Source organism: Dehalococcoidia bacterium, assembly GCA_030648205.1.
Taxonomy (GTDB): Bacteria; Chloroflexota; Dehalococcoidia; order JAUSIH01; family JAUSIH01; genus JAUSIH01.
In genome coordinates this window covers 1-19,147 of sequence record JAUSIH010000086.1, presented here as the reverse complement: position 1 = coordinate 19,147, position 19,147 = coordinate 1, and the positions used below count along the sequence as shown (strand labels likewise).

Genomic DNA, 19,147 nt, shown 5'->3' with positions numbered 1-19,147 from the left:
CAAGGCCGCAGTGCGGCCCGTCGGAGGGTCTGGGAGAGCCTGCCCTGAGCGCAGCCGAAGGGTGTCCTCCCAGCAGCAATCTACACTTCCCCCTCTCCTCAAGGAGAGGGGGCCAGGGGGTGAGGTGACCTCCCTTGATTGAACGCTACTCCCGGCCCCGCATGAAAAGGGCATGGTCCGACCATACCCGGTTCCAGAACTGGGTGAAGGTGGAGATAGCCGTCTGCGAGGGATGGGCCGAGCAGGGCGTCATCCCCCAGGACGCGCTCGCCGCCATTCGCAAGGCCCGCTTCGACCCGCGCCTCTACCGGCAGGCGTTCGCGGAGACCCGCCACGACGTCACCGCCTTCCTGCGCGCCATCGCGCCCAGCATCGGCGAGGCGAGCCGCTTCGTCCACCTGGGCCTCACCTCCAACGACGTCATTGACACCGCCCAGGCGCTTCAGCTCCGCAAAGCCGCTGACCTTCTGCTGGACGACCTCCGCGTCCTGGAAGGCGTCCTCACGGAGCGCGCGCGGGAGCACAGGCGCACGCTGATGATGGGCCGCACCCACGGCGTCCACGCGGAGCCGACCTCGTTCGGGCTGAAGCTAGCGCTGTGGGTCGAGGAGGTGCGCCGGAACAGGGCGCGGCTGGAGCAGGCGAGGGAGGCCGTATCCGTCGGCAAAATCTCCGGCGCGGTGGGCACGCACGCCACCGTCCCGCTGGAGGTCGAGGAGTACGCGCTGAAGCGGCTCCGCCTCGGCGTTGACCCCGTCTCCAGCCAGGTCATTCAGCGCGACCGCCACGCCCAGTTCGTCACGACGCTGGCCCTGTGCGGCGCATCGCTGGAGAAGTTCGCCACGGAGATACGCGGGCTGCAGCGGACGGAGGTGCGCGAGGTCGAGGAGCCGTTCAGCGAAGGCCAGACCGGCTCCAGCGCCATGCCGCACAAGCGCAACCCGGAACTCTCCGAGCGCGTCTGCGGCCTGGCCCGACTGCTGCGCGGTCACGCCGTCACCGCCCTGGAGAACGTGGCCCTGTGGCATGAGCGGGACATCAGCCACTCCTCCGCGGAGCGCATCATCCTGCCGGACTCCTGCCTGGCGCTGGACTACATGCTGGACACGTTCACGTTCATCATGCGCGGGCTGAAGGTGTACCCGGAGCGGATGCGCCGCAACATTGACCTGTCGCGCGGGCTGGTCTTCTCGCAGCGCGTCCTGCTGGCGCTCATCGAGAAGGGCCTCAACCGGCAGCAGGCGTACAAGCTCGTCCAGCGGAACGCCATGCGGGCGTGGGACGAGGAGAAGGACTTCATGGCGCTGCTCAAGGCCGACGCCGATGTCCGGACCCACCTGTCCGACGGCGAACTGAGCGCGCTGGCCGACTACGCTTTTTACATCCGCCACGTGGACGCCATCTTCAAGCGCATCGGGTTATAGCCGTGACGCAGACACCGCAGCCGCCCGCTGCGCCGGCTCCGGCGCAGCCCGCCGGCCCCCATCCCCCAATCGCAAGCCCCTCGCTCACCTTCTGGCAGGCCGCGTGGGGAGTCGTCGTCCACCCGCAGGCCACGCTCGCGCATGTCTGCCGCGAGCGGAAGATATCGTGGGGCGTCTGGCTGCTGGTCTTCTTCAGCCTGTCCGGAGCGCTGGCGGCGTGGGTCATCCCCCAGCCGGAGATGGAACGGATACTGCTTCTCTCCGGACACCAGTTCCGGAACATCTTCGGGCCTGTCGTCCTCGTGGCGACGCCACTGAACTTTCTACCAGCAGCCTTCGGGTACCATGTCATCGCGCGGTGGTTCAAGGCGCAGGGCACGTTCCGCAGCCTCTTCGCGGGCTACATGATGGCGGGCGTGCCGGGCGTTCTGATCGTGCCCTTCCAGTTCCTGCCGCTCGTCGCGGGCCAGACGGGCAGCGTCGCCGCCACCATCGTCAGCGCGGGCATCATCATGTGGGTCACCATCCTCGATTTCCTTGCCGTCAAGGTCAACTACAACCTGACGACCGGCAAGGCCATCGCCATATTCCTTATTTTCTGGCTCATTCTCATAGGCCGCCTGGTCATCGTCCTCAGCATCATCATTACTATTTTCGTGCTGATGGCCTTCGGTACCGTCGAATAGAAACGAGGAGCGCCATGTCCGTCCTGCTCAGGACCAACGCCGATGTCCGGACCCATCTGTCCGACGGCGAACTGAACGCGCTGGCCGACTACGCATATTACATCCGCCACGTGGACGCCATCTTCCGACGCGTGGGGCTTTAGAGGAGGACAGAATGCAGATTTCAGAGACCCCCGCCGCTCCGGAGCCGGCGCAGCCCGCCAGCCCCCAACCCCCAATCCCCAATCCCCCGATGGGCTTCTGGCAGGCGGCGTGGGGCGTCGTCGTCCACCCGCAAGCCACGCTCTCCTACGCCTGCCGCGAGCGGAAGCTCGCGTGGGGAGTGTGGGCTCTGTTGCTGATGACCACGCCGCTCGCCGTCGTCGTACTGTTCGCCCCCCCGCTGGAAGCCTTGCGCCTCCTGCCGATTCCCCACGAGCAAATGAGGTCGCTCCTCGCGGTCATCGTCCTTTTCATCCTGCCCCTAGGCATCTTCTCCACCGCGCTCACATACCACATCGTGGCGGGGAGGCTTAAAGGCTCTGGGACGCTCGCGGGCATCTTTGCGGGAACGTCCATGGCCTCACTGCCCCTGCTTCTGACCGCATTGCTGGTTACTCTCGCTGCCGTCAGCGGTCCGAATTCCCAGACTATCAGCGTCGTCATCATCTATGTCATCGTCCTCTGGGTCTATGTTCTTCAAGTCATCGCGATCAAGGTCAACTACAATATGAGCGTCGGACGCGCGTTAGCGGTCTTCCTCATACCAGCCGCTGCCGCGTTCGTGCTCAGCTTCATACTCTCCGCTGTGCTAGCGGCGTTCGTTATCCTGTCTCTCGGAGCGTTAGGCTAGAGGTACGTGCAATGACCGTTTTGCTCAGGACCGACCTTCCCAACCTGCTGCACCGGGGCAAAGTCAGGGATAACTACGACCTCGGCGACTACCTGCTCATCGTCGCCACCGACCGTATATCCGCCTTCGACGTGGTCCTGCCCAACGGCATCCCGGAGAAAGGGGCCGTCCTGGCCCAACTCTCCGCCTTCTGGTTCCGGAAGACGGCCCACCTGTGCCGGAACCACCTGGCGGCGATGGCGTACGAGCGGGACAAGGTCGCCGGGCTGCCCGCGTCCGCCATGCTGGCGTCTCTGCCGTCGGAGATCGTGCGAAGGGCGACCGTGGCGCGCAAGGCGCAACGCGTTGACGTGGAGTGCGTGGTGCGCGGCTACCTGTCCGGCTCCGCGTGGGCGGAGTACCGGTCGCACGGCACCATCGGCGGCATGCTCGCGCCGAAGGGCCTGCGCGAGAGCGACCGCCTGCCGGAGCCGCTCTTCACGCCCACCACGAAGGCGGAGACGGGCCACGACATGCCCATGTCCTTTCAGCAGGTGGCGGACATGGCCGGAGAGGCGACGGCCCGGGCGCTGGGGGACAAGTCCATCGCCATCTACACCTACGCCCACGACGAGGCCCGCCGGAAGGGGATCATCATCGCGGACACCAAGTTCGAGTTCGGCTACATTGACGGCGCGATATGCGTCATTGACGAGATGCTGACGCCGGACTCCAGCCGCTTCTGGGACGCGAAGCTCTACGCTCCGGGCGCGTCACAGCCCAGCTTCGACAAGCAGATTGTGCGGGACTGGCTGACGGCGTCCGGCTGGAACAAGGAGCCGCCCGCGCCCACGCTGCCGGACGAAATCGTCCAGCGCACGTCCCAGCGCTACCAGGAGGTCTTCCGGCTGCTGACGGGGGAGAGGCTGCGGTAGGCGGCCCCTCACTGTCACCCCGAACGCCGGACCGGAAGGTGCAAGGAACCACGAGTTCCTGCCGGGGTAACGGGGGTGTCCCCCGTTTCTTTGTCCCCCCTTCTCCACAGGGTGATGAGGCCGCCCAGACCTCGGTTATACTGGACGCAACGTCTTGCGAAAAGGTGGACACGAAACAAATGTATCTCGCGAAGATCTACGTCACTCTGAAGCCCACGGTCAACGATCCCCAGGGCCTGACCGTCCGCAACACCCTCCAGACGCTGGGCTTCAGCAGCGTGCGGAGCGTCCGCGTGGGCAAGTACATCGAGATAACGGTGGACGAGCCGACCCGCGCGAAGGCGGACGCCCACGTTCAGGAGATGTGTCGCAAGCTCCTCGCCAACCCTGTCATCGAGCTGTTTCGCTACGAGCTGGAGGAGCTGCGAGACGGGACTGGAAAGGCATCGCCGAAGAGGGCAGCGCAGGCCGTCAGGCGTCCGGCGGCGCGCGGACCAAAGCGGACGACTACCGCTCGATAACACCCTTGGTGCTGGGCGCCTGCCCCGCCGTCCGCGGGTCGCGGCGCGTCGCCTGGTCCAGGGCGCGGGCCAGCGCCTTGAAAAGCGCTTCTGCACGGTGATGGTCGTTCACTCCGGCCAGGATGCGGGCGTGGAGGTTGATCTTCGCCTCCCGCGCCAGGGTCTCCAGCACGTGCCGCACCATGTCGGAGGGCATGTCGCCTATCTTCTCCCCATCCATCGGCGCGTCAATGACCGCGTAACCGCGCCCGCCCACGTCCACCGCCACCAGCGCCAGCGCCTCGTCCAGCGGCACAATAGCGTGCCCCATGCGCGCAATGCCCTGCCGCTCGCCCAGCGCCTCGCTGAACGCCCGCCCCAGGACAATAGCAAGGTCCTCCGCCAGATGGTGCCCGTCCGGGTCGCTCAGCGCCTTCGCCGCGACGTCCATGTCGAAGCGGCCATGGCGGGCGATCTGCGCCACCAGGTGGTCCAGCATAGCCATCCCCGTCGCGACGCGGTACTTCCCCGACCCGTCCAGGTCCAGGGAGACCGTCACGTTCGTCTCGCCGGTGGCCCGTTCGATGCGCGCTTTACGCTCCGGCACGGCATTCCTCCCACGCCTGGCGCAGGGCTGTCAAAAGCCGGTCCGTGTCCTCGGGCCGGCCCACGCTGACGCGCAGGCAGTCTTTCACATATGGCGTGTTGAAGTGGCGAAGCAGAACGCCCCTGCGGCGCAGCGCCGCGTGCACCCCTTCCGCGGAAGGGCCGACCCCCGCGACGCGGCAGAGCAGGAAGTTGGCCCGCGACGGGTACACCGTCAGGAACGGCAGCCGCGCCAGCTCCTTGAACAGACGCTCCCGTTCCGCCACGATGAGCTGCACGACCTTCCGCAGATGCGCCCCGTCCTCCAGGGCGGCAAGCGCGGCCACCTCGGCGGCGGCGTTCACGTTGTACGGCGACTTGATGTGCATCAGCCGCGCGGCCAGCTCCGGGGCCATGGCGCCGTAGCCGACGCGCAGCCCCGCCAGACCGGCCCACTTGCTGAACGTGCGCAGGACCACCAGGTTGCGATAGCGCGCGACAAGGGGCGCCACCGTCTCTCCGCTGAACTCCTGGTACGCCTCGTCCACCACGACCAGCGCCCCGCTTCTCAGCAGCTCTTCTATCTCGGCCTGGGGCGACAGGTTGCCCGTGGGGTTGTTGGGCGACGCGATGAAGACGGCCTTGGCGCCCCCCAGCGCCCGCTTCACCGCGGGCACGTCCAGGCCGTAGTCGGCGCGGCGCGGCACGGCGACGGAGCGGCCTCCGCAAAGCTCTGTGGAGAAGCGGTACATGCCGAAGGTGGGCACGCAGTCCACAACGGCGTCGCCCGGCTCCAGCGTCAGGCGCAGTAGCAGGTCAATGATCTCGTCGCTGCCCGCGCCCGCTACGATGTTCTCCGGCCCAAGGCCCATGTAGCGCGCGAGGGCCGTCCGCAGACGGCTCTGCTCCGGATCAGGGTACAGGTGATACCACGGGAACTCGGCGAGGGCCTGGCGCACACGCGGAGAGCAGCCGTACGGGTTTTCGTTCCCGTCCAGCTTCACGATGTCCGCGGCGGGGCGTCCCTCCTCCTCGCTCACGGCCTCCACGGGACGTATGGGCTGATAGCCCGCCATCCGCAGCAGGTGCGGACGGATGAGTCGAGCGAGGGGGTCTTGCCCGCGACTTTCCTGTGAGGCCACTGATTTATCCCTTCGCCGGTTCTGACTTGAAGGAGTCCCGCTTCGGTGTGGGCATGGGAGCGGGTATCTTCCGCGCGGCGGGCCGCCTGCTCAGCCGCAACTCGGCGGCGCGGGCGTGCGCGGTCAGCCCCTCGGCGCGGGCGAGCACGGAGGCCGCCTCCGCCAGCTCGGTGAGCTTGTCTTCCCGCAGGGCGATGACGCTCGTCACCTTGAAGAAGTCCCTGATGTTCACCGGCGCGCTGAAACGGGCCGTCCCGCTGGTCGGCATGACGTGGCTTGGCCCGGCCACGTAGTCGCCGAAGACCTCCGGCGAGCCTTCGCCCAGGAACACGCCGCCCGCGTTCTTGACACGGCCCACCCAGGCCCACGGGTCGCGCACCAGCAGGCACAGGTGCTCCGGCCCGTACTCGTTCGCCAGGCCGACGGCCTCCGTCAGCGTGTCCACCACCGCGATGCCTCCACGATTACCCAGCGCCCCCGCCGCGATCTCCTTGCGCTCCAGACTCTCGATCTGGCGGTCCAATTCCCTGCGTACTTGCTCCGCCAGGTCGGCGGACGTGGTGATGAGCAGCGGCGCAGCCAGCACGTCGTGCTCGGCCTGGGCCAGCATGTCAGCGGCGCAGATGGTCGGGTCAGCGCTGTCGTCCGCGATGATGAGGGTCTCCGTAGGCCCTTGCAGCGCGTCAATGCCCACCGCGCCAAAGACCTGGCGCTTGGCGAGCATGACGAAAAGGTTGCCCGGCCCGAATATCTTGTCCACTCGCGGCACGCTCTCGGTGCCGTAGGCCAGAGCGGCGATGGCCTGGGCGCCGCCCATGCGATACACCCTGTCCACCCCCGCGATGTCCGCGGCTACCAGCACCACAGGCGGGACCTCACCACCTTTCCGCGCGGGCGTGGCCAGCGCCACGTCCCGAACGCCCGCCACCCTGGCGGGGACGACCGTCATCAGGACGGTGGACGGGTAGGCCGCCGTACCGCCCGGAATGTACACGCCGATGCGCTCCAGCGGACGCACCATCTCCCCAAGACCGGCCTCCAGGTCCATCCAACCGTGCGGCAACCCGCGCTGATGGAAGGCCCGCACCCGCTCCGCGGCCAAGTTCAACGCCTTGACCACGGGGCGCTCCACCCGCTTGTAGGCCGCCTCTATCTCATGGCGCGGCACCTCCAGCGCGTCCATCGCAACGCCGTCAATGCGCTGCGTGTAGTCGCGGATGGCGTCGTCGCCGCGTTCGCGCACGTCGCGGATGATGCGGGCCACCGCTTGTTCGGGCGTCAGCGGCTCGCCGAAAAGGGCGCGCAGGCGGTCCAGCATGGACTGAGGCACCTCCGCGGTGTCCATGGGCGGACGGCGCAGCAGTTCTGTTCGAGCGGCGGCGGAGCCGTTTACGATTCTCACGACAAATACGTCCTGAAGGCGCTCAGGGACCGTTCGGTGGCCTGGGCGCGGAACTCGACAAGCTTCTCCGCGGGCACGTGCCCGCCCAGGCGCTCCAGCGCCTTCGGCAGGTGCGCCAGGTACTGCTCCATCTCCGTCTGCGAGAGCGCCTTCGACCCCACGAACATGCGCTCGACCAGACCGCGGAAGTACTCCCAGCTCGGGTTGCGGCCGGCCGCGCGCACCACGAAGTCGCGCCACTGCTGAAGCGTCACGCCGCTGATAAAGCCCACCTCCACACCGTTGTCCGCGTCCCGCAGCGCGCGACGCCACAGCGCAAGAGTCGGCTGGTCCTCCCGCTCGCGGCGGTCCATCTCGTACTGCAGAGTGCGGTCCAGCAGGTTCGCCCGCACGGTGCCGCCGAGCGGGGAGCCAGCGCCAAAGTAAGGACGGTATATGTCCACAATCCACGTCTCGTCCAGCAACAGGTGCGTGATGTACCCCGCCAGGAACGCCCTGGTAGGCTCATTCGCACGCGCCTGCTCCACAAGGTCAGGGTAGGCGCGGAACAGACCCTCGACGCCCGCGCCGACGCCGTCCTTCGCCAGGTCGAAGAAATGGGTGCGCTCCCGCTGCCACCCAAGGGTCACGCGCACGTCAGGGGCCGTGGAGCCCAGCAAGAAGCTGCCCAGGTGACGCTCAAGGGCCGACATACCCAGGCGCTCCGACGCTTCCAAGGCTATCCGCATGTGCAGACAGATGCTAGGCATCGCTCAACTCTCCCAAGCTTTCAGCTTGTTATTATAGCAGTTAGCATTGTATGGCATTGTCCTTGGGCTGTTCACCGCGGATGGATTTGTGGAAAGTTTCGCCGCTCTGTGGTATGGTGTCTGACAACTCGATTGTCAGGAAACTTCATGCCACGCAAATCGAAGGCGTCGCCGAACGACGCAAACTGGGAAGGCCTCGTCACCCACGACGGCATGTTCGTCGTGGACTCCCGTCAGCGCATCCTGTACTGGAGCGACAACGCCGAGCGCATCCTGGGCCGCAAAGCGGCGGAGGTGCTCGGCAAGCCGTGTCACGAGGTGGTGGCGGGCCAGGCCCCACAGAACTACCGCTTCTGCAGGCGCAACTGCCCGATAATGGCGAAGGCGCGGCGCGGCCGCCCTACGCCTGACTACGACATCCTCTGCACCCTGCCCGACGGCGAGGTGAAGTGGCTCAATATGAGCGTGGCTATCCCGAAGACAGGAAGGAACACGCTCCAGGTCATTCACCTGTTCCGGGACGTGACCGGACACCGCCACACCGAAGAGTTCGCCCGCAAGGCCAGCGCGGCCCTTCGGGAGTTGCTGGTCGCGGGCGACGGGCATCTCAAGGAGCACGCGGACGATTCCGCGCCACCGCTTCCCCAACTCTCGCGCCGCGAGATAGAGGTGCTTCGGCTTCTCGCTTCAGGCACGACCACGGAAAAGATAGCCAGCACCCTGTCCATACAGATCGTCACCACCCGCAACTACATCAACAGGGTGCTTACCAAGCTGGGCGTGCAGAACCGGCTACAGGCCGTGGTCTTCGCCTCTGAACACAAACTGATCTAGGCAGGCCCCCCGACGCCAGCCGAACCTGCTAGTGTAGTGCTTCCAACACTTCGTTAGTTCTCCGGACTTTGGCAAGAATGGCCTGCACGGAGGCCATCCAGACAAACGGCTTGTTGTTCATGCCCAGCAGCTTACTTCACCTAACGCTATTTAGGAAGCACTACACTAGTCCATTTCCGTCAGCACCCCCCTTGCCCGCTTGCGCGGAAAAGGATGCATCCGCATCTATTTTGGGAACGCCATCCATCCTAAACTGTAGCGACGCCTGTGTGCCCGTTCCGGGCCTGATACCGATTGGCCGCCGGACTGAAGGAGGGCTGTGTGAGGCGCGATATCCTGATAGTCGCTACCCTGTGGACCATTCTCACGGCGCTTGGACTCCTGCTTGTCAATTCGGTCGAATTCTTCCCTCAGGCCGCCGCTCGCGAGGCCAAGGTCGCGGACGACGCGTTCCGGACTCTGACTCTCCTGGCCGTCCCCGTTTTCATGTTCGTAGCGGTGACGCTGCTCTACAGCATCTTCCGGTTCCGCAGCAAGGGCGAGCCGACCACGGGCGGGCCCCAGGTGCACACGAACAAGACCGTCGTGGCCACGTGGCTCATCATCACGAGCGCCCTGACTGTGCTGGTGATCATCCACCCGGGCATCACCGGCATGATGGAGATCTTTGCCGACGCCGCGGAAAAGCCCGACCTGGTCGTCCAAGTGGAGGGCTATAGCTTCGGTTGGCAGGTCACGTACCCCTCCGACGGCAACGCGACGACGGGCAAGGAGATGGTGCTTCCCATCAATAAGCACGTCCGCTTTGATATCACCGCGAGAGACGTCCTCCACGGGTTCTGGGTTCCCGCCTTCCGTGTGAAGATTGACGCCGTACCCGGTCTGGTCACGCAGGCTTACGCCACTCCCAACCGGATAGGCTCCACCAACACGGATGACACCATTCGGCTTCAGTGCACCCAGCTGTGCGGCGCCGGGCACGGCCTGATGAGCATCCCCGTCCGCATCGTCGAACAGAAAGACTTCGAGGCGTGGGTCGCGCAGCAGCAGAAAAAGCAGTAGTGTCCAAGGAGGGCGCTCATGGCCGTTCTCTCCACTCTGAGACCGATAGGTAAGGGCCTTGTCTTCGCCGCCATCGGCTATCTGATAGGCGCGGGCCTCGGTATCGGGCTGTCCGCCCTCTCGGGGCACGCGGACCCCGGCGAGCCCGCCATCGCGCTGGGATACCTCTTCGCCCTGCCGGGCTGGCTAATGGGCGTCGGCATGTGGGACCAGTGGGCGTGCGAGTGGTTCGGCTTGAAGGCCAGGGCCAGCACGGCCAGGGGATGGCAACGGTACTTCGCCTTCAACACCGACCACAAAGTGGTGGGCGTCCAGTACACCGTCACGTTCATCGTCGTGATGCTTCTGGCCGGTGGCCTGTCCATGCTCATGCGGTGGGAACTCATGGCGCCGGGCCGCAACATCATGGGGCCCATCGAGTTCGCCACCACCATGAGCCTGCACGGCATCATGATGGTGGCCGTGGCCGTGGCCGCCATCATCGGCGGCTTCGCCAACTTCACCGTGCCGCTGCTCATCGGCGCCGAGGACGTGGCCTTCCCCCGCCTCAACGCACTGAGCTACTGGATTGTCCCCCCGGTCGCCGTGATGCTGCTTCTGGCGCCCCTGTTCGGGGGATTCGACTCCGGCTGGACGGCCTACCCTCCCCTGTCAGTCGTGAACGCCACCGGACAGCTCTTCTTCCTGCTGGCGTTCCTCACGTTCGGCTTCTCCTCCATCCTCGGGGGCCTGAACTTCATCACCACTATCGTGACCCTCCGTGCGCCCGGCATGACCTGGGGCCGTCTCCCCGTCTTCGTCTGGTCTATCCTCGCCGCCTCGCTGATCAGCCTGACGGCCACCCAGTTCGTCGCCTACGGTCTCATCATGATCATCCTTGAGCGCGTGGCGGGCATGGCGTTTTTTGACGCCGCGCGAGGTGGAGCGCCCCTGCTATACCAGCATGTCTTCTGGTTTTACTCCCACCCTGCTGTTTACATCATGATCCTTCCTGCCTTCGGCGTTGCGCTGGAGGTGCTGTCCCACTTCTCCCGCAAACCGGTCTTCGCGTACAAGTGGGTGGTCATCGCGTTCCTGAGCATCGTGGGTTTGAGCTTCTTGGTGTGGGCACACCACCTGTACGTCAGCGGCATGCCGAATTTTCTGCACATCCCGTTCATGGTGAGCACGGAGTTGATTTCCATCCCGACGGGCGTCGTGTTCCTGGCCGCCCTCGGGACCATCTGGCAGGGCAAGCTGTGGCTCAAGACCCCCATGCTGTTCGCCCTCGGCTTCGTGTTCAACTTTCTCATCGGCGGCATCACCGGCATCTACCTGGCGGACGTCCCCACGGACATTCAGCTCCAGAACACCTACTTCGTCGTCGCCCACTTCCACTACACCATCATGGGCGGCGAGATCTTCGGACTCATGGCCGGACTCTACTACTGGTTCCCCAAAATCACCGGGCGCATGTACAATGAGAAGCTGGGCAAGCTCCACTTCTGGTGGATGCTCATCGCCTACAACCTTACGTTCATCCCCATGTTCGCGGTCGGGCTGAAGGGCATGAACCGCCGCGTGTTCGACTACCCCGCCAGCATGGCCGACCTCAACATGTTCATCAGCGTCGCCTCCTTCCTCTTGGGCGCCAGCTTCCTGGTCATGGTCTTCAATCTCGTGCGCGCCTGGGTCCGCGGCCCGGCGGCGGGCGACAATCCGTGGCGCGCCACCACCCTGGAGTGGCAGACCTCTTCTCCACCGCCACTGGAGAACTTTCCGCGCCAGCCGGTGGTCACAGGCAACCAGTACAACTATGGCGTTCCGAACGCCGCGAGCGCCCCGAACGCCGTCCAGACTCCGGCCAGCGACCAAAATCACTAGCAGAGGGAGGGCGCTGTCAAACATGAATCAGCCAGCAAGACAGGGCGCGGTGAAAAGCGCCGACCTGCAGAAGAAGTTGAAGCGCGGGATCATCGTCTTCGGCGTAGTCATGGTGATTGAGATCGTGGAGTTCGTGATAGGCGTGAGGATGACGAAAGACAACTGGCTTGTTCTGGCCCCGTTCGCCTTCGTCGGCGCGTGGCCCATCGTCCAGTACTTCATGCACATCGGCCACATCCGACACCCCCACACGGAGGAGTAACGCACATGACCGGAACGACCTCCGTCCACGCGGCCCAAGGCACCCATAGCCGACTGGCCATCAACCGCATCGGCCTCTGGCTCTTCTTCCTGTCGGAGAGCTTCCTCTTCGCGGCGCTTTTGTCCAGCCGCTTCTACCTGCAGGGCGCGGCCCGGCCTCTGGAGCTCAACCAGACCCTGGGGTTCGCCATCTCCATCGTCCTGCTGTTGAGCAGCCTCACCGCCTACCGCGCGGAAATGGGGGCCACCTGCGGCGACCAGAAACTTTTCCGCCGGAATATCCTCTACACCATCGGTTTTGGCCTGCTCTTCGTCGCGGGCGTCATCGTCGAATGGTACGAAGCCTTCCACTTCTTCCCGCCGTCCACCATCTTCGGAACGGTCTTCTTCACGCTCACCGGCGTCCACGCGTTCCACGTCCTCACCGGCATCGTCCTGCTGGCCATCATCTATTTTCTGGGCAAGTCGGGGCGCTTCACCCGCGGGAACTCCTGGGGAGCTGAGGCTGCGGTCAAGTACTGGCACTTTGTTGACGTGGCGTGGGTGTTCATCTACCCCACGCTGTACTTGGTCAGCTAGTGCCCCATCAGCGCTCGGCCCTGCGATGGACGTCCTCGGCGGACGCTCCCCCGGGTATCCTGCCGGTGGGGACAAGCCTGTAGGCGGTTCTGTTGTACGACGTGGTGTCCTGCGGTATAATGGGGCGAGCTTAGCGGAGGACTCGAGATATATATGCCCAAGCAACAGTCCAAGCGTATCGCCGCGCGGCACCACGAGTTGGCCAGGCGCAAGAAGACCCACCACCACGGCGGCACGTCCGCCGTCGCCGAGCCAGCGCCCGCCGGGGCCATCACCGCGGTCGCAGCCTCGACGCCCGCGCCCACAGCCACTGCCGCCTCGGCGACCGCCAAGAGCGGCGCCGCTCCTCAGGCCACCAAGAGCGCCCGCCAAATATTGACGCCGGACGTACGCCATCTGAAGAGCGACTTCAAGACCCTCGCCCTGCTCACGGGCATCGTCGTCGTGGTGCTGGTCGCCCTCAAGGTACTGGAGAACCAGGGCATACTCCTCCGCTAGCCCTGACTCCGTCCCCGTCCCCGGCCACGGTGCTACAATAGCTTCGCTATGGCTATGACCACCGAGCGGCTCCAGGAGCGCGTCGCCAGTCTGCCCGCACGGCCCGGCGTCTACATCATGAAGGACGAGACGGGCCGCGTCATCTACGTGGGCAAGGCCGCCAGCCTGCGCAACCGCGTCCGCTCCTACTTCGGTGCTCAGTCTCCCCTGGACTCGCCCAAGACGGGCCAACTCGTGGCGCACGTCGCCGACCTGGAGTACATCGTCACCGGCAGCGACGCCGAGGCGCTCATCCTGGAAAACACCCTCATCAAGCAGCACAAACCCCACTACAACGTCCGGCTCAAGGACGACAAGACCTACCCCTACCTGAAGATTGACCTCGCCGATCCCTTTCCGCGCATCTTCATTACGCGGCGCATGGAGAAGGACGGCGGCCGGTACTTCGGCCCCTTCGCCAGCGCGGGCTCCGTACGCAAGACCCTGGACCTGCTCAAGCGGCTGTTCCCCTACCGCTCGTGTACCAAGACGATCACCGGCGCCGACCCGCGCCCGTGCCTGGAGTACTACATCCACCGCTGCGTGGCGCCGTGCGTTGGCCTGGCCGACAGGGAGCAGTACCGCAAGGTCATTGACGATGTCATCAAGTTCCTGGAGGGGAGGGCCGACCAGGTGCTTGACGACCTGCGCGCGCGCATGGAGGAGGCCTCCGAGCGGCTTGAGTTCGAGCGCGCCGCCACCCTGCGCGACCAGGTCCGCGCCGTGGAGCGCGTCATCCAGGAGCAAAAGGAAGTCTCCATGCGCATGGTGGACGAGGATGTGATCGCCCTGGCGCGCGCCCGCGACGAGGCCTACGTGCAGGTCTTCTTCATCCGGTCGGGCAAAATCATCGGCCGGGACCACTTCGTCGTGCAAGGCGTCCAGGGCGAAAGCGACACCAGCGTTATGGGCAGCTTCATCAAGCAGTACTACCACGCGGCGTCGTTCGTCCCGCCGACCATCCTGGCGCAGGTCATTCCCGACGAGAGGACGGACATCGAGGCGTGGCTGACATCGCAGCGGGGCGGCCGCGTCCACATCGAGGCGCCGCAGCGCGGCAGCAAGCGCAGGCTGGTGCGGATGGTCGCCGAGAACGCGAAGGAGGGACTCGCCCAGGCGCGGGTGAGCTTCCTCACCGACGCCGACGCGCTGGCCCAGGCGCTGGACGAGTTGGGCGAGCACCTGGAACTGCCGCGCGCGCCCCGGCGCATCGAGTGCTACGACATCTCCAACATCCAGGGGACCAACGCCGTGGGGAGCATGGTCGTCTTCGAGGACGGCAAGCCCAAGCGCGCGCACTACCGCCGCTTCAGAATCAAGACGGTGCCCGGCCCCAACGACTACGCCATGATGCAGGAGATGCTGCGTCGCCGGTTCAAGCACCTCGCGCCCGCCCTGAGCGCGGTCGAAGGGCCGCCCGTCGTCGGCGTCGAAGGCGAAGGTCACGCGCCCGCGCGCACGGCGACGAAGGAGAAGGCGGACGAGTCCTTCGGCGTCCTGCCCGACCTGGTGCTGATTGACGGCGGCAAGGGCCATCTGGCGGCGGCCCAGGACGTCCTGCTGGACATGGGCCTGGCGGGGCTGCCCGTGGCAGGCATCGCGAAGGAGCAGGAGGAGATATTCGTGCCGCATCGGACGGAGTCCATCCTTCTGCCGCGCAGCTCGCCCGCGCTGCAGCTCGTCCAGCGCCTGCGCGACGAGGCGCACCGCTTCGCCATCACCTACCACCGCAACCTGCGCTCGGCGACGGGCATCCGCAGCCTGATGGACGACGTGACCGGCATCGGCCCCAAGCGCAAGCGCATGCTCCTGCGCCGGTTCGGCAGCGTGCAGGCCATCCGCGAGGCGCCTGTAGAGGAGATAGCCGCGGTGCCAGGGATGACGCTGCGGCTGGCGCGAAAGCTCAAGGAGAGTCTGTAGTCACAGGCACAAGGGAGGGAATCAGATGCGCTGGATGTTTGTCGCACTGGTCCTCGTAGCCGCCGTGGGAGCGTCGGGAATCGCCTTCTTCGCGGCGCAGACGCAAATGCTCGCGGACCGCGTCGCCGTGCTGGAGCACAGTGCGACGGCTTCGCCCTACGCGCGCGGCGACGCCTACCCCGGCGTTCAGGGGCTCACGCCGCAGGAGGTGCGCGACCTGCGGGAGGGCAACGGCATGGGGCTGGCGCGCGCCGCCGAGTTGAACGGCTACCCGGGACCGAAGCACCTTCTGGACATGCAGACGCAGATAAGCCTGACGCCGGAGCAGCGGGACACTGTGTCCCGTCTGTACGCGCGCATGAAGGAACGGACGACGGCGCTGGGCAAGCGCGTGCTCGTGGAGGAGGCACGACTGGAGGAGATGTTCCGCACCCGCACGGCCACGCCTGAAGCCCTCGCCGCGCAGGTGCGCGTCGTCGAGTCGCTGCGCGGCGAGCTGCGCCTGGCCCACCTCGCGACGCACCTAGAGACGCTGCCGCTGCTGACGCAGGCGCAGGTTGTGCGGTACAACGCCATGCGTGGCTACGGCGCAGCGCCCGCGGCTGACGACCGCATGCACATGCACTAGAAGTTCACTCCCTTCGCCCGCTCACGTCAAAACGCATGACCGCTCGCCAGACACGACCTTCAGGAGATTCCTCGCCCGGTCCTTGTATGAAGGACTCCGCTCGGATGACAGAGGAAACGGGGTGCAGGGCCGCCCTGCGGCCCGCCGGAGGGTACGGGAGGTGTCCTCCCGCATTCGCTCTTTATATTCTCCCCCTCTCCTGACAGGAGAGGGGGACCCAAGGGGGCAAGGTGTCACTCCCCAAGCAGCTCTCGCAGCGTGAGCGCGTTGGATGCCGCGCAGCCTGGCGGCCCGGCCAGAGAACGCCATTCCTTGACAAGCCATAATGGAGATGCTACCGTGTAGTCCGGTCGGCCCCCTATGGCGCTCAGCTATCTGAGCACATCAACATCCGCCCTGTCCCGGGCTTACTTTGAGGAGGCAGAGTCCTTGTCTGACGGAACTATCAAAGACGACGAAAAGAGCATAAGCCTGGAGGTGGCGGAGGCGCCCGCCGGTGATACGGGGCGCGGCATCGCGCGGATAGACCCGCAGGACATGGAGCGGGTAAGCGCCGTCATAGGCGACGTCATTCGCCTGGAGGGGAAGCGCGCAACCTTCGCCAAGGTGATGCGCACGTACACGACGGAGCGGGGCAAGGGCGTCATCCAGGTGGATGATATCGTCCGCGCCAACGCGAAAGTGGGCCTGGGCGAGTCCGTCGGCGTCAGCAAGTCCACGTACGTTCTGGGCAAAGAGGTCGCCCTGTCCGCCCTCAGCACATTCTCCGACCCCGGGGGCAAGACGACGGAAGAGCTGTCCCGCCATCTCCAGGGCATGGTCGTTTACAAGGGAGACAAAGCCCGGCTGGAGCGCGGCGACCTGCCATCCATTGACTTCATCGTGGGGTCAACAGACCCGGAAGGACCAGTGGTCGTGGGAACGGATACGGCGGTCAAGGTCAAGGCAGGAGACAAGACCAAGGACGGCCAGAAGGTCTCCTACTCGGACGTGGGCGGCCTGGGTACGCAGCTTCAGCAAGTCCGTGAAGTTGTAGAGCTGCCGCTGAAACACCCGGAGGTCTTCACTCAACTGGGCATTGAACCACCCAAGGGCGTCCTGCTCTATGGACCCCCCGGCACGGGCAAGACCCTCACGGCGCGCGCCGTGGCCGGAGAAACGTCCGCCCACTTCGTCTATGTAAGCGGGCCGGAGGTCTTCCATAAGTTCTACGGCGAATCGGAGGCCCACCTCCGCGAGGTCTTCCGCGAGGCTCAGGAGAACGCCCCCAGCATCATCTTCCTGGACGAGATTGACTCAATCGCCGCCAAGCGCGAGGACGTGTACGGCGAGGTGGAGAAGCGCGTCGTCGCACAGCTCATGGCGCTCATGGACGGCCTGGAGGCACGCGGCCAGGTCATGGTCATCGCGGCCACCAACATCCCCGGCTCGCTGGACCCGGCGCTGCGACGACCCGGGCGCTTCGACCGGGAGATACACATCTCCATCCCCGACTACAAGGGACGGATGGAGATCCTCAAAATCCACACGCGCATCATGCCCATGGCGTCGGATGTGAACTTGGGCGAGGTCTCCAACCTGACCTACGGCTACGTGGGCGCGGACCTGGCGAACCTCTGCCGCGAGGCGGCCATGGTCCGTCTCCGCAAGGAGATGCAGAACGTTGACTTTGATACGAACCAGCTGACGCCGGAGAAGCTCAAGGGGCTGATGGTCCATCGGGATGACTTCATGGAGGCCGCCAAGGGTCTCAAGCCCTCCGCAATCCGCGAGCTTGCCACGGATGTGGACAAGGTCAAATGGGAGGACGTGGGCGGTCTGGAAGAGGCCAAGCAGGCGCTCCGCGAGACCATCGAATGGCCCATGAAGTACGCCACGCTGTTCAAGCACGCCCACGCCAAGCCCGCCAGAGGTATCCTGCTGACCGGCCCGCCCGGCACCGGCAAGACGCTGCTGGCCAGAGCCGTCGCCAGCGAGAGCGGCACCAACTTCATATCCATCAAGGGGTCTCAACTCCTCTCCAAGTGGGTCGGTGAGAGCGAGAAGGACGTCCGCGAGCTCTTCAAGAAGGCGCGCATGACCGCCCCCTGCATCATGTTCTTCGACGAAATAGACGCGCTCGCGCCCCACCGGGGCTCCGGCGGGGACTCGCAGGTCACGGAGCAGGTGGTCCGCGCGCTCCTGGCGGAAATTGACGGCGTGGAGGAGTTGGGGGGCGTCATCCTGCTGGGCGCCACCAACCGGCTGGACATGGTGGACACGGCGCTGCTGAGCCCCGGCCGGTTCGACCAGATCATCCACCTGCCGTTGCCGGATATAAAAGCGCGGCTTGAGATACTGAAGGTACACACACGGGGCAAGTCCCTGGCCTCCGATGTGAACCTGGAGACCCTGTCCGAACTGACAAGCGACTACTCGGGCGGCGACATCGCCTTCGTGTGCCGCCGCGCCACCATGCTCGCCATCCGCGAGTACGTGGACAAGGGTGGAGAGATGGGAGACTACAGCAAGTTCTCCATCGCGGCGCGCCACTTCCGCAAGGCCATGGAGGAGGTGCGCCGCCCGGCGATGCATCAGCACTAGCACGACGCCGCCGCGCCCGCAGCGGCCCCGGCGAATTCCGGGCCTGCCGCCGCCGAGCCTGCCGCGAAGGGTACGGCGCAGGAGACGCAGAAGCCTCGAACGCGACGACAGCCTCCGCGGCCCAGGCCACAGGTGGCCAAGGCCTAGCCCTGATAAAGCTGGAACAACGACCGGAAAGCAGGGGAGAAAGCGATGCCCGCGCCCGTTAAGGTAACCGTTTACTCAGACTATCTCTGACCCTGGTGCTACAATGCGGCGGTCCGCCTGCACCGAATAAAGGATGCCTACGGGAAAGATATAGACATCACCTGGAAGTCGTACCCGCTGCGCATCGAGCCGACCAAGGGGCGGCGCCCGGACGACCACAGCCGCGAGTCGTGGGGCAAGGCCAACGAGTTCGGCGCGCCGGACGGCATCAAGTTCCACCCCTGGCCGGACGACCGGGACATGCCCACACACAGCATGCCCGCGCTCGAGGCCGGCAAGTGCGCCGAGCTGCAGGGCGGCGAGGCGTTTCTGAAGTACCACGAGGCCCTGCTGAAGCTGTACTTCGAGGACAACGAGGATATCTCCGACCCGAAGGTGCTCATCAAGCTGGCCAAAGAGGTGGGCCTGGACATCAAGCGCTTCAAGAAGGACCTAGAGA

General features: G+C 65.5%; 19 protein-coding genes and 1 pseudogene. 16 read left to right on the top strand and 4 right to left on the bottom strand.

All coding sequences use genetic code 11. From position 1 onward, the window contains the following. Positions 1 to 134: 134 nt before the first annotated feature. The 6 genes and pseudogenes from purB to purS all read left to right on the top strand — a co-directional run bounded on the left by purB (position 135) and on the right by purS (position 4,278). Positions 135 to 1,424, top strand: coding sequence for an adenylosuccinate lyase (gene purB, locus Q7T26_09985; protein MDO8532469.1), 1,290 nt, complete (start codon positions 135 to 137; stop codon positions 1,422 to 1,424). 2 nt (positions 1,425 to 1,426) lie between these two features. Further along, complete coding sequence (locus Q7T26_09980; protein ID MDO8532468.1) at positions 1,427 to 2,110, top strand: YIP1 family protein; 684 nt, start codon at positions 1,427 to 1,429, stop codon at positions 2,108 to 2,110. 14 nt (positions 2,111 to 2,124) lie between these two features. Next, positions 2,125 to 2,253, top strand: coding sequence for a hypothetical protein (locus tag Q7T26_09975; protein MDO8532467.1), 129 nt, complete (start codon positions 2,125 to 2,127; stop codon positions 2,251 to 2,253). Positions 2,254 to 2,264: 11 nt separating this feature from the next. Next, positions 2,265 to 2,942 carry a YIP1 family protein gene (locus tag Q7T26_09970; protein ID MDO8532466.1) on the top strand — a complete coding sequence of 226 codons (678 nt, stop codon included), beginning with the start codon at positions 2,265 to 2,267 and terminating at the stop codon, positions 2,940 to 2,942. Positions 2,943 to 2,953: 11 nt separating this feature from the next. After that, entirely contained in the window at positions 2,954 to 3,856 is a 903-nt protein-coding gene (locus tag Q7T26_09965; GenBank protein MDO8532465.1) for a phosphoribosylaminoimidazolesuccinocarboxamide synthase, read from the top strand. Positions 3,857 to 4,035: 179 nt separating this feature from the next. Then, positions 4,036 to 4,278 (top strand): annotated as a pseudogene (purS, locus tag Q7T26_09960) (phosphoribosylformylglycinamidine synthase subunit PurS). An 85-nt stretch (positions 4,279 to 4,363) separates the two neighbouring features. Here the strand turns inward: purS and hisB are convergent. The 4 genes from hisB to Q7T26_09940 are packed head-to-tail and all read right to left on the bottom strand — an operon-like array spanning position 4,364 to position 8,234. Continuing rightward, entirely contained in the window at positions 4,364 to 4,963 is a 600-nt protein-coding gene (hisB, locus tag Q7T26_09955) for an imidazoleglycerol-phosphate dehydratase HisB (GenBank protein MDO8532464.1), read from the bottom strand. Further along, on the bottom strand, positions 4,950 to 6,083 hold the full coding sequence (gene hisC / locus Q7T26_09950; protein MDO8532463.1) for a histidinol-phosphate transaminase: 1,134 nt from the start codon (positions 6,081 to 6,083) through the stop codon (positions 4,950 to 4,952). Before hisC ends, hisB begins: the two co-directional genes overlap by 14 nt. A 4-nt stretch (positions 6,084 to 6,087) precedes the next feature. Beyond that, complete coding sequence (gene hisD, locus Q7T26_09945; GenBank protein MDO8532462.1) at positions 6,088 to 7,485, bottom strand: histidinol dehydrogenase; 1,398 nt, start codon at positions 7,483 to 7,485, stop codon at positions 6,088 to 6,090. After that, positions 7,482 to 8,234, bottom strand: a complete 753-nt coding sequence (locus tag Q7T26_09940; GenBank protein ID MDO8532461.1) for a zinc dependent phospholipase C family protein — start codon at positions 8,232 to 8,234, stop codon at positions 7,482 to 7,484. The genes hisD and Q7T26_09940 overlap by 4 nt, the downstream gene beginning before the upstream one ends. A gap of 147 nt (positions 8,235 to 8,381) precedes the next feature. Between Q7T26_09940 and Q7T26_09935 the strand changes: the two genes are divergently transcribed. From Q7T26_09935 to Q7T26_09890, 10 genes are all read left to right on the top strand, one after another. Next, the gene (locus Q7T26_09935; GenBank protein ID MDO8532460.1) at positions 8,382 to 9,068 is read left to right on the top strand and encodes a LuxR C-terminal-related transcriptional regulator; all 687 of its coding nucleotides are present in this window, start codon (positions 8,382 to 8,384) and stop codon (positions 9,066 to 9,068) included. Between the two features lie 321 nt (positions 9,069 to 9,389). Further along, positions 9,390 to 10,130 (top strand): cytochrome c oxidase subunit II, encoded by a 741-nt coding sequence (coxB, locus tag Q7T26_09930; protein MDO8532459.1) that lies wholly within the window; start codon positions 9,390 to 9,392, stop codon positions 10,128 to 10,130. A gap of 18 nt (positions 10,131 to 10,148) precedes the next feature. Next, on the top strand, positions 10,149 to 11,993 hold the full coding sequence (locus Q7T26_09925; protein MDO8532458.1) for a cbb3-type cytochrome c oxidase subunit I: 1,845 nt from the start codon (positions 10,149 to 10,151) through the stop codon (positions 11,991 to 11,993). 22 nt (positions 11,994 to 12,015) lie between these two features. Continuing rightward, positions 12,016 to 12,255, top strand: a complete 240-nt coding sequence (locus tag Q7T26_09920; protein ID MDO8532457.1) for a hypothetical protein — start codon at positions 12,016 to 12,018, stop codon at positions 12,253 to 12,255. A 5-nt stretch (positions 12,256 to 12,260) separates the two neighbouring features. Further along, positions 12,261 to 12,833: a heme-copper oxidase subunit III gene (locus tag Q7T26_09915; protein ID MDO8532456.1), complete on the top strand. Its 573-nt coding sequence runs from the start codon at positions 12,261 to 12,263 to the stop codon at positions 12,831 to 12,833. A gap of 153 nt (positions 12,834 to 12,986) precedes the next feature. Then, on the top strand, positions 12,987 to 13,331 hold the full coding sequence (locus Q7T26_09910) for a hypothetical protein (GenBank protein ID MDO8532455.1): 345 nt from the start codon (positions 12,987 to 12,989) through the stop codon (positions 13,329 to 13,331). A gap of 54 nt (positions 13,332 to 13,385) precedes the next feature. Further along, the gene (gene uvrC / locus Q7T26_09905; GenBank protein ID MDO8532454.1) at positions 13,386 to 15,290 is read left to right on the top strand and encodes an excinuclease ABC subunit UvrC; all 1,905 of its coding nucleotides are present in this window, start codon (positions 13,386 to 13,388) and stop codon (positions 15,288 to 15,290) included. A gap of 25 nt (positions 15,291 to 15,315) precedes the next feature. Further along, entirely contained in the window at positions 15,316 to 15,918 is a 603-nt protein-coding gene (locus Q7T26_09900) for a hypothetical protein (GenBank protein ID MDO8532453.1), read from the top strand. A 429-nt stretch (positions 15,919 to 16,347) separates the two neighbouring features. After that, positions 16,348 to 18,501 carry a CDC48 family AAA ATPase gene (locus tag Q7T26_09895; GenBank protein MDO8532452.1) on the top strand — a complete coding sequence of 718 codons (2,154 nt, stop codon included), beginning with the start codon at positions 16,348 to 16,350 and terminating at the stop codon, positions 18,499 to 18,501. A 297-nt stretch (positions 18,502 to 18,798) separates the two neighbouring features. Further along, on the top strand, positions 18,799 to 19,147 hold a 349-nt coding region (locus Q7T26_09890; protein MDO8532451.1), incomplete at its 3' end, for a DsbA family protein.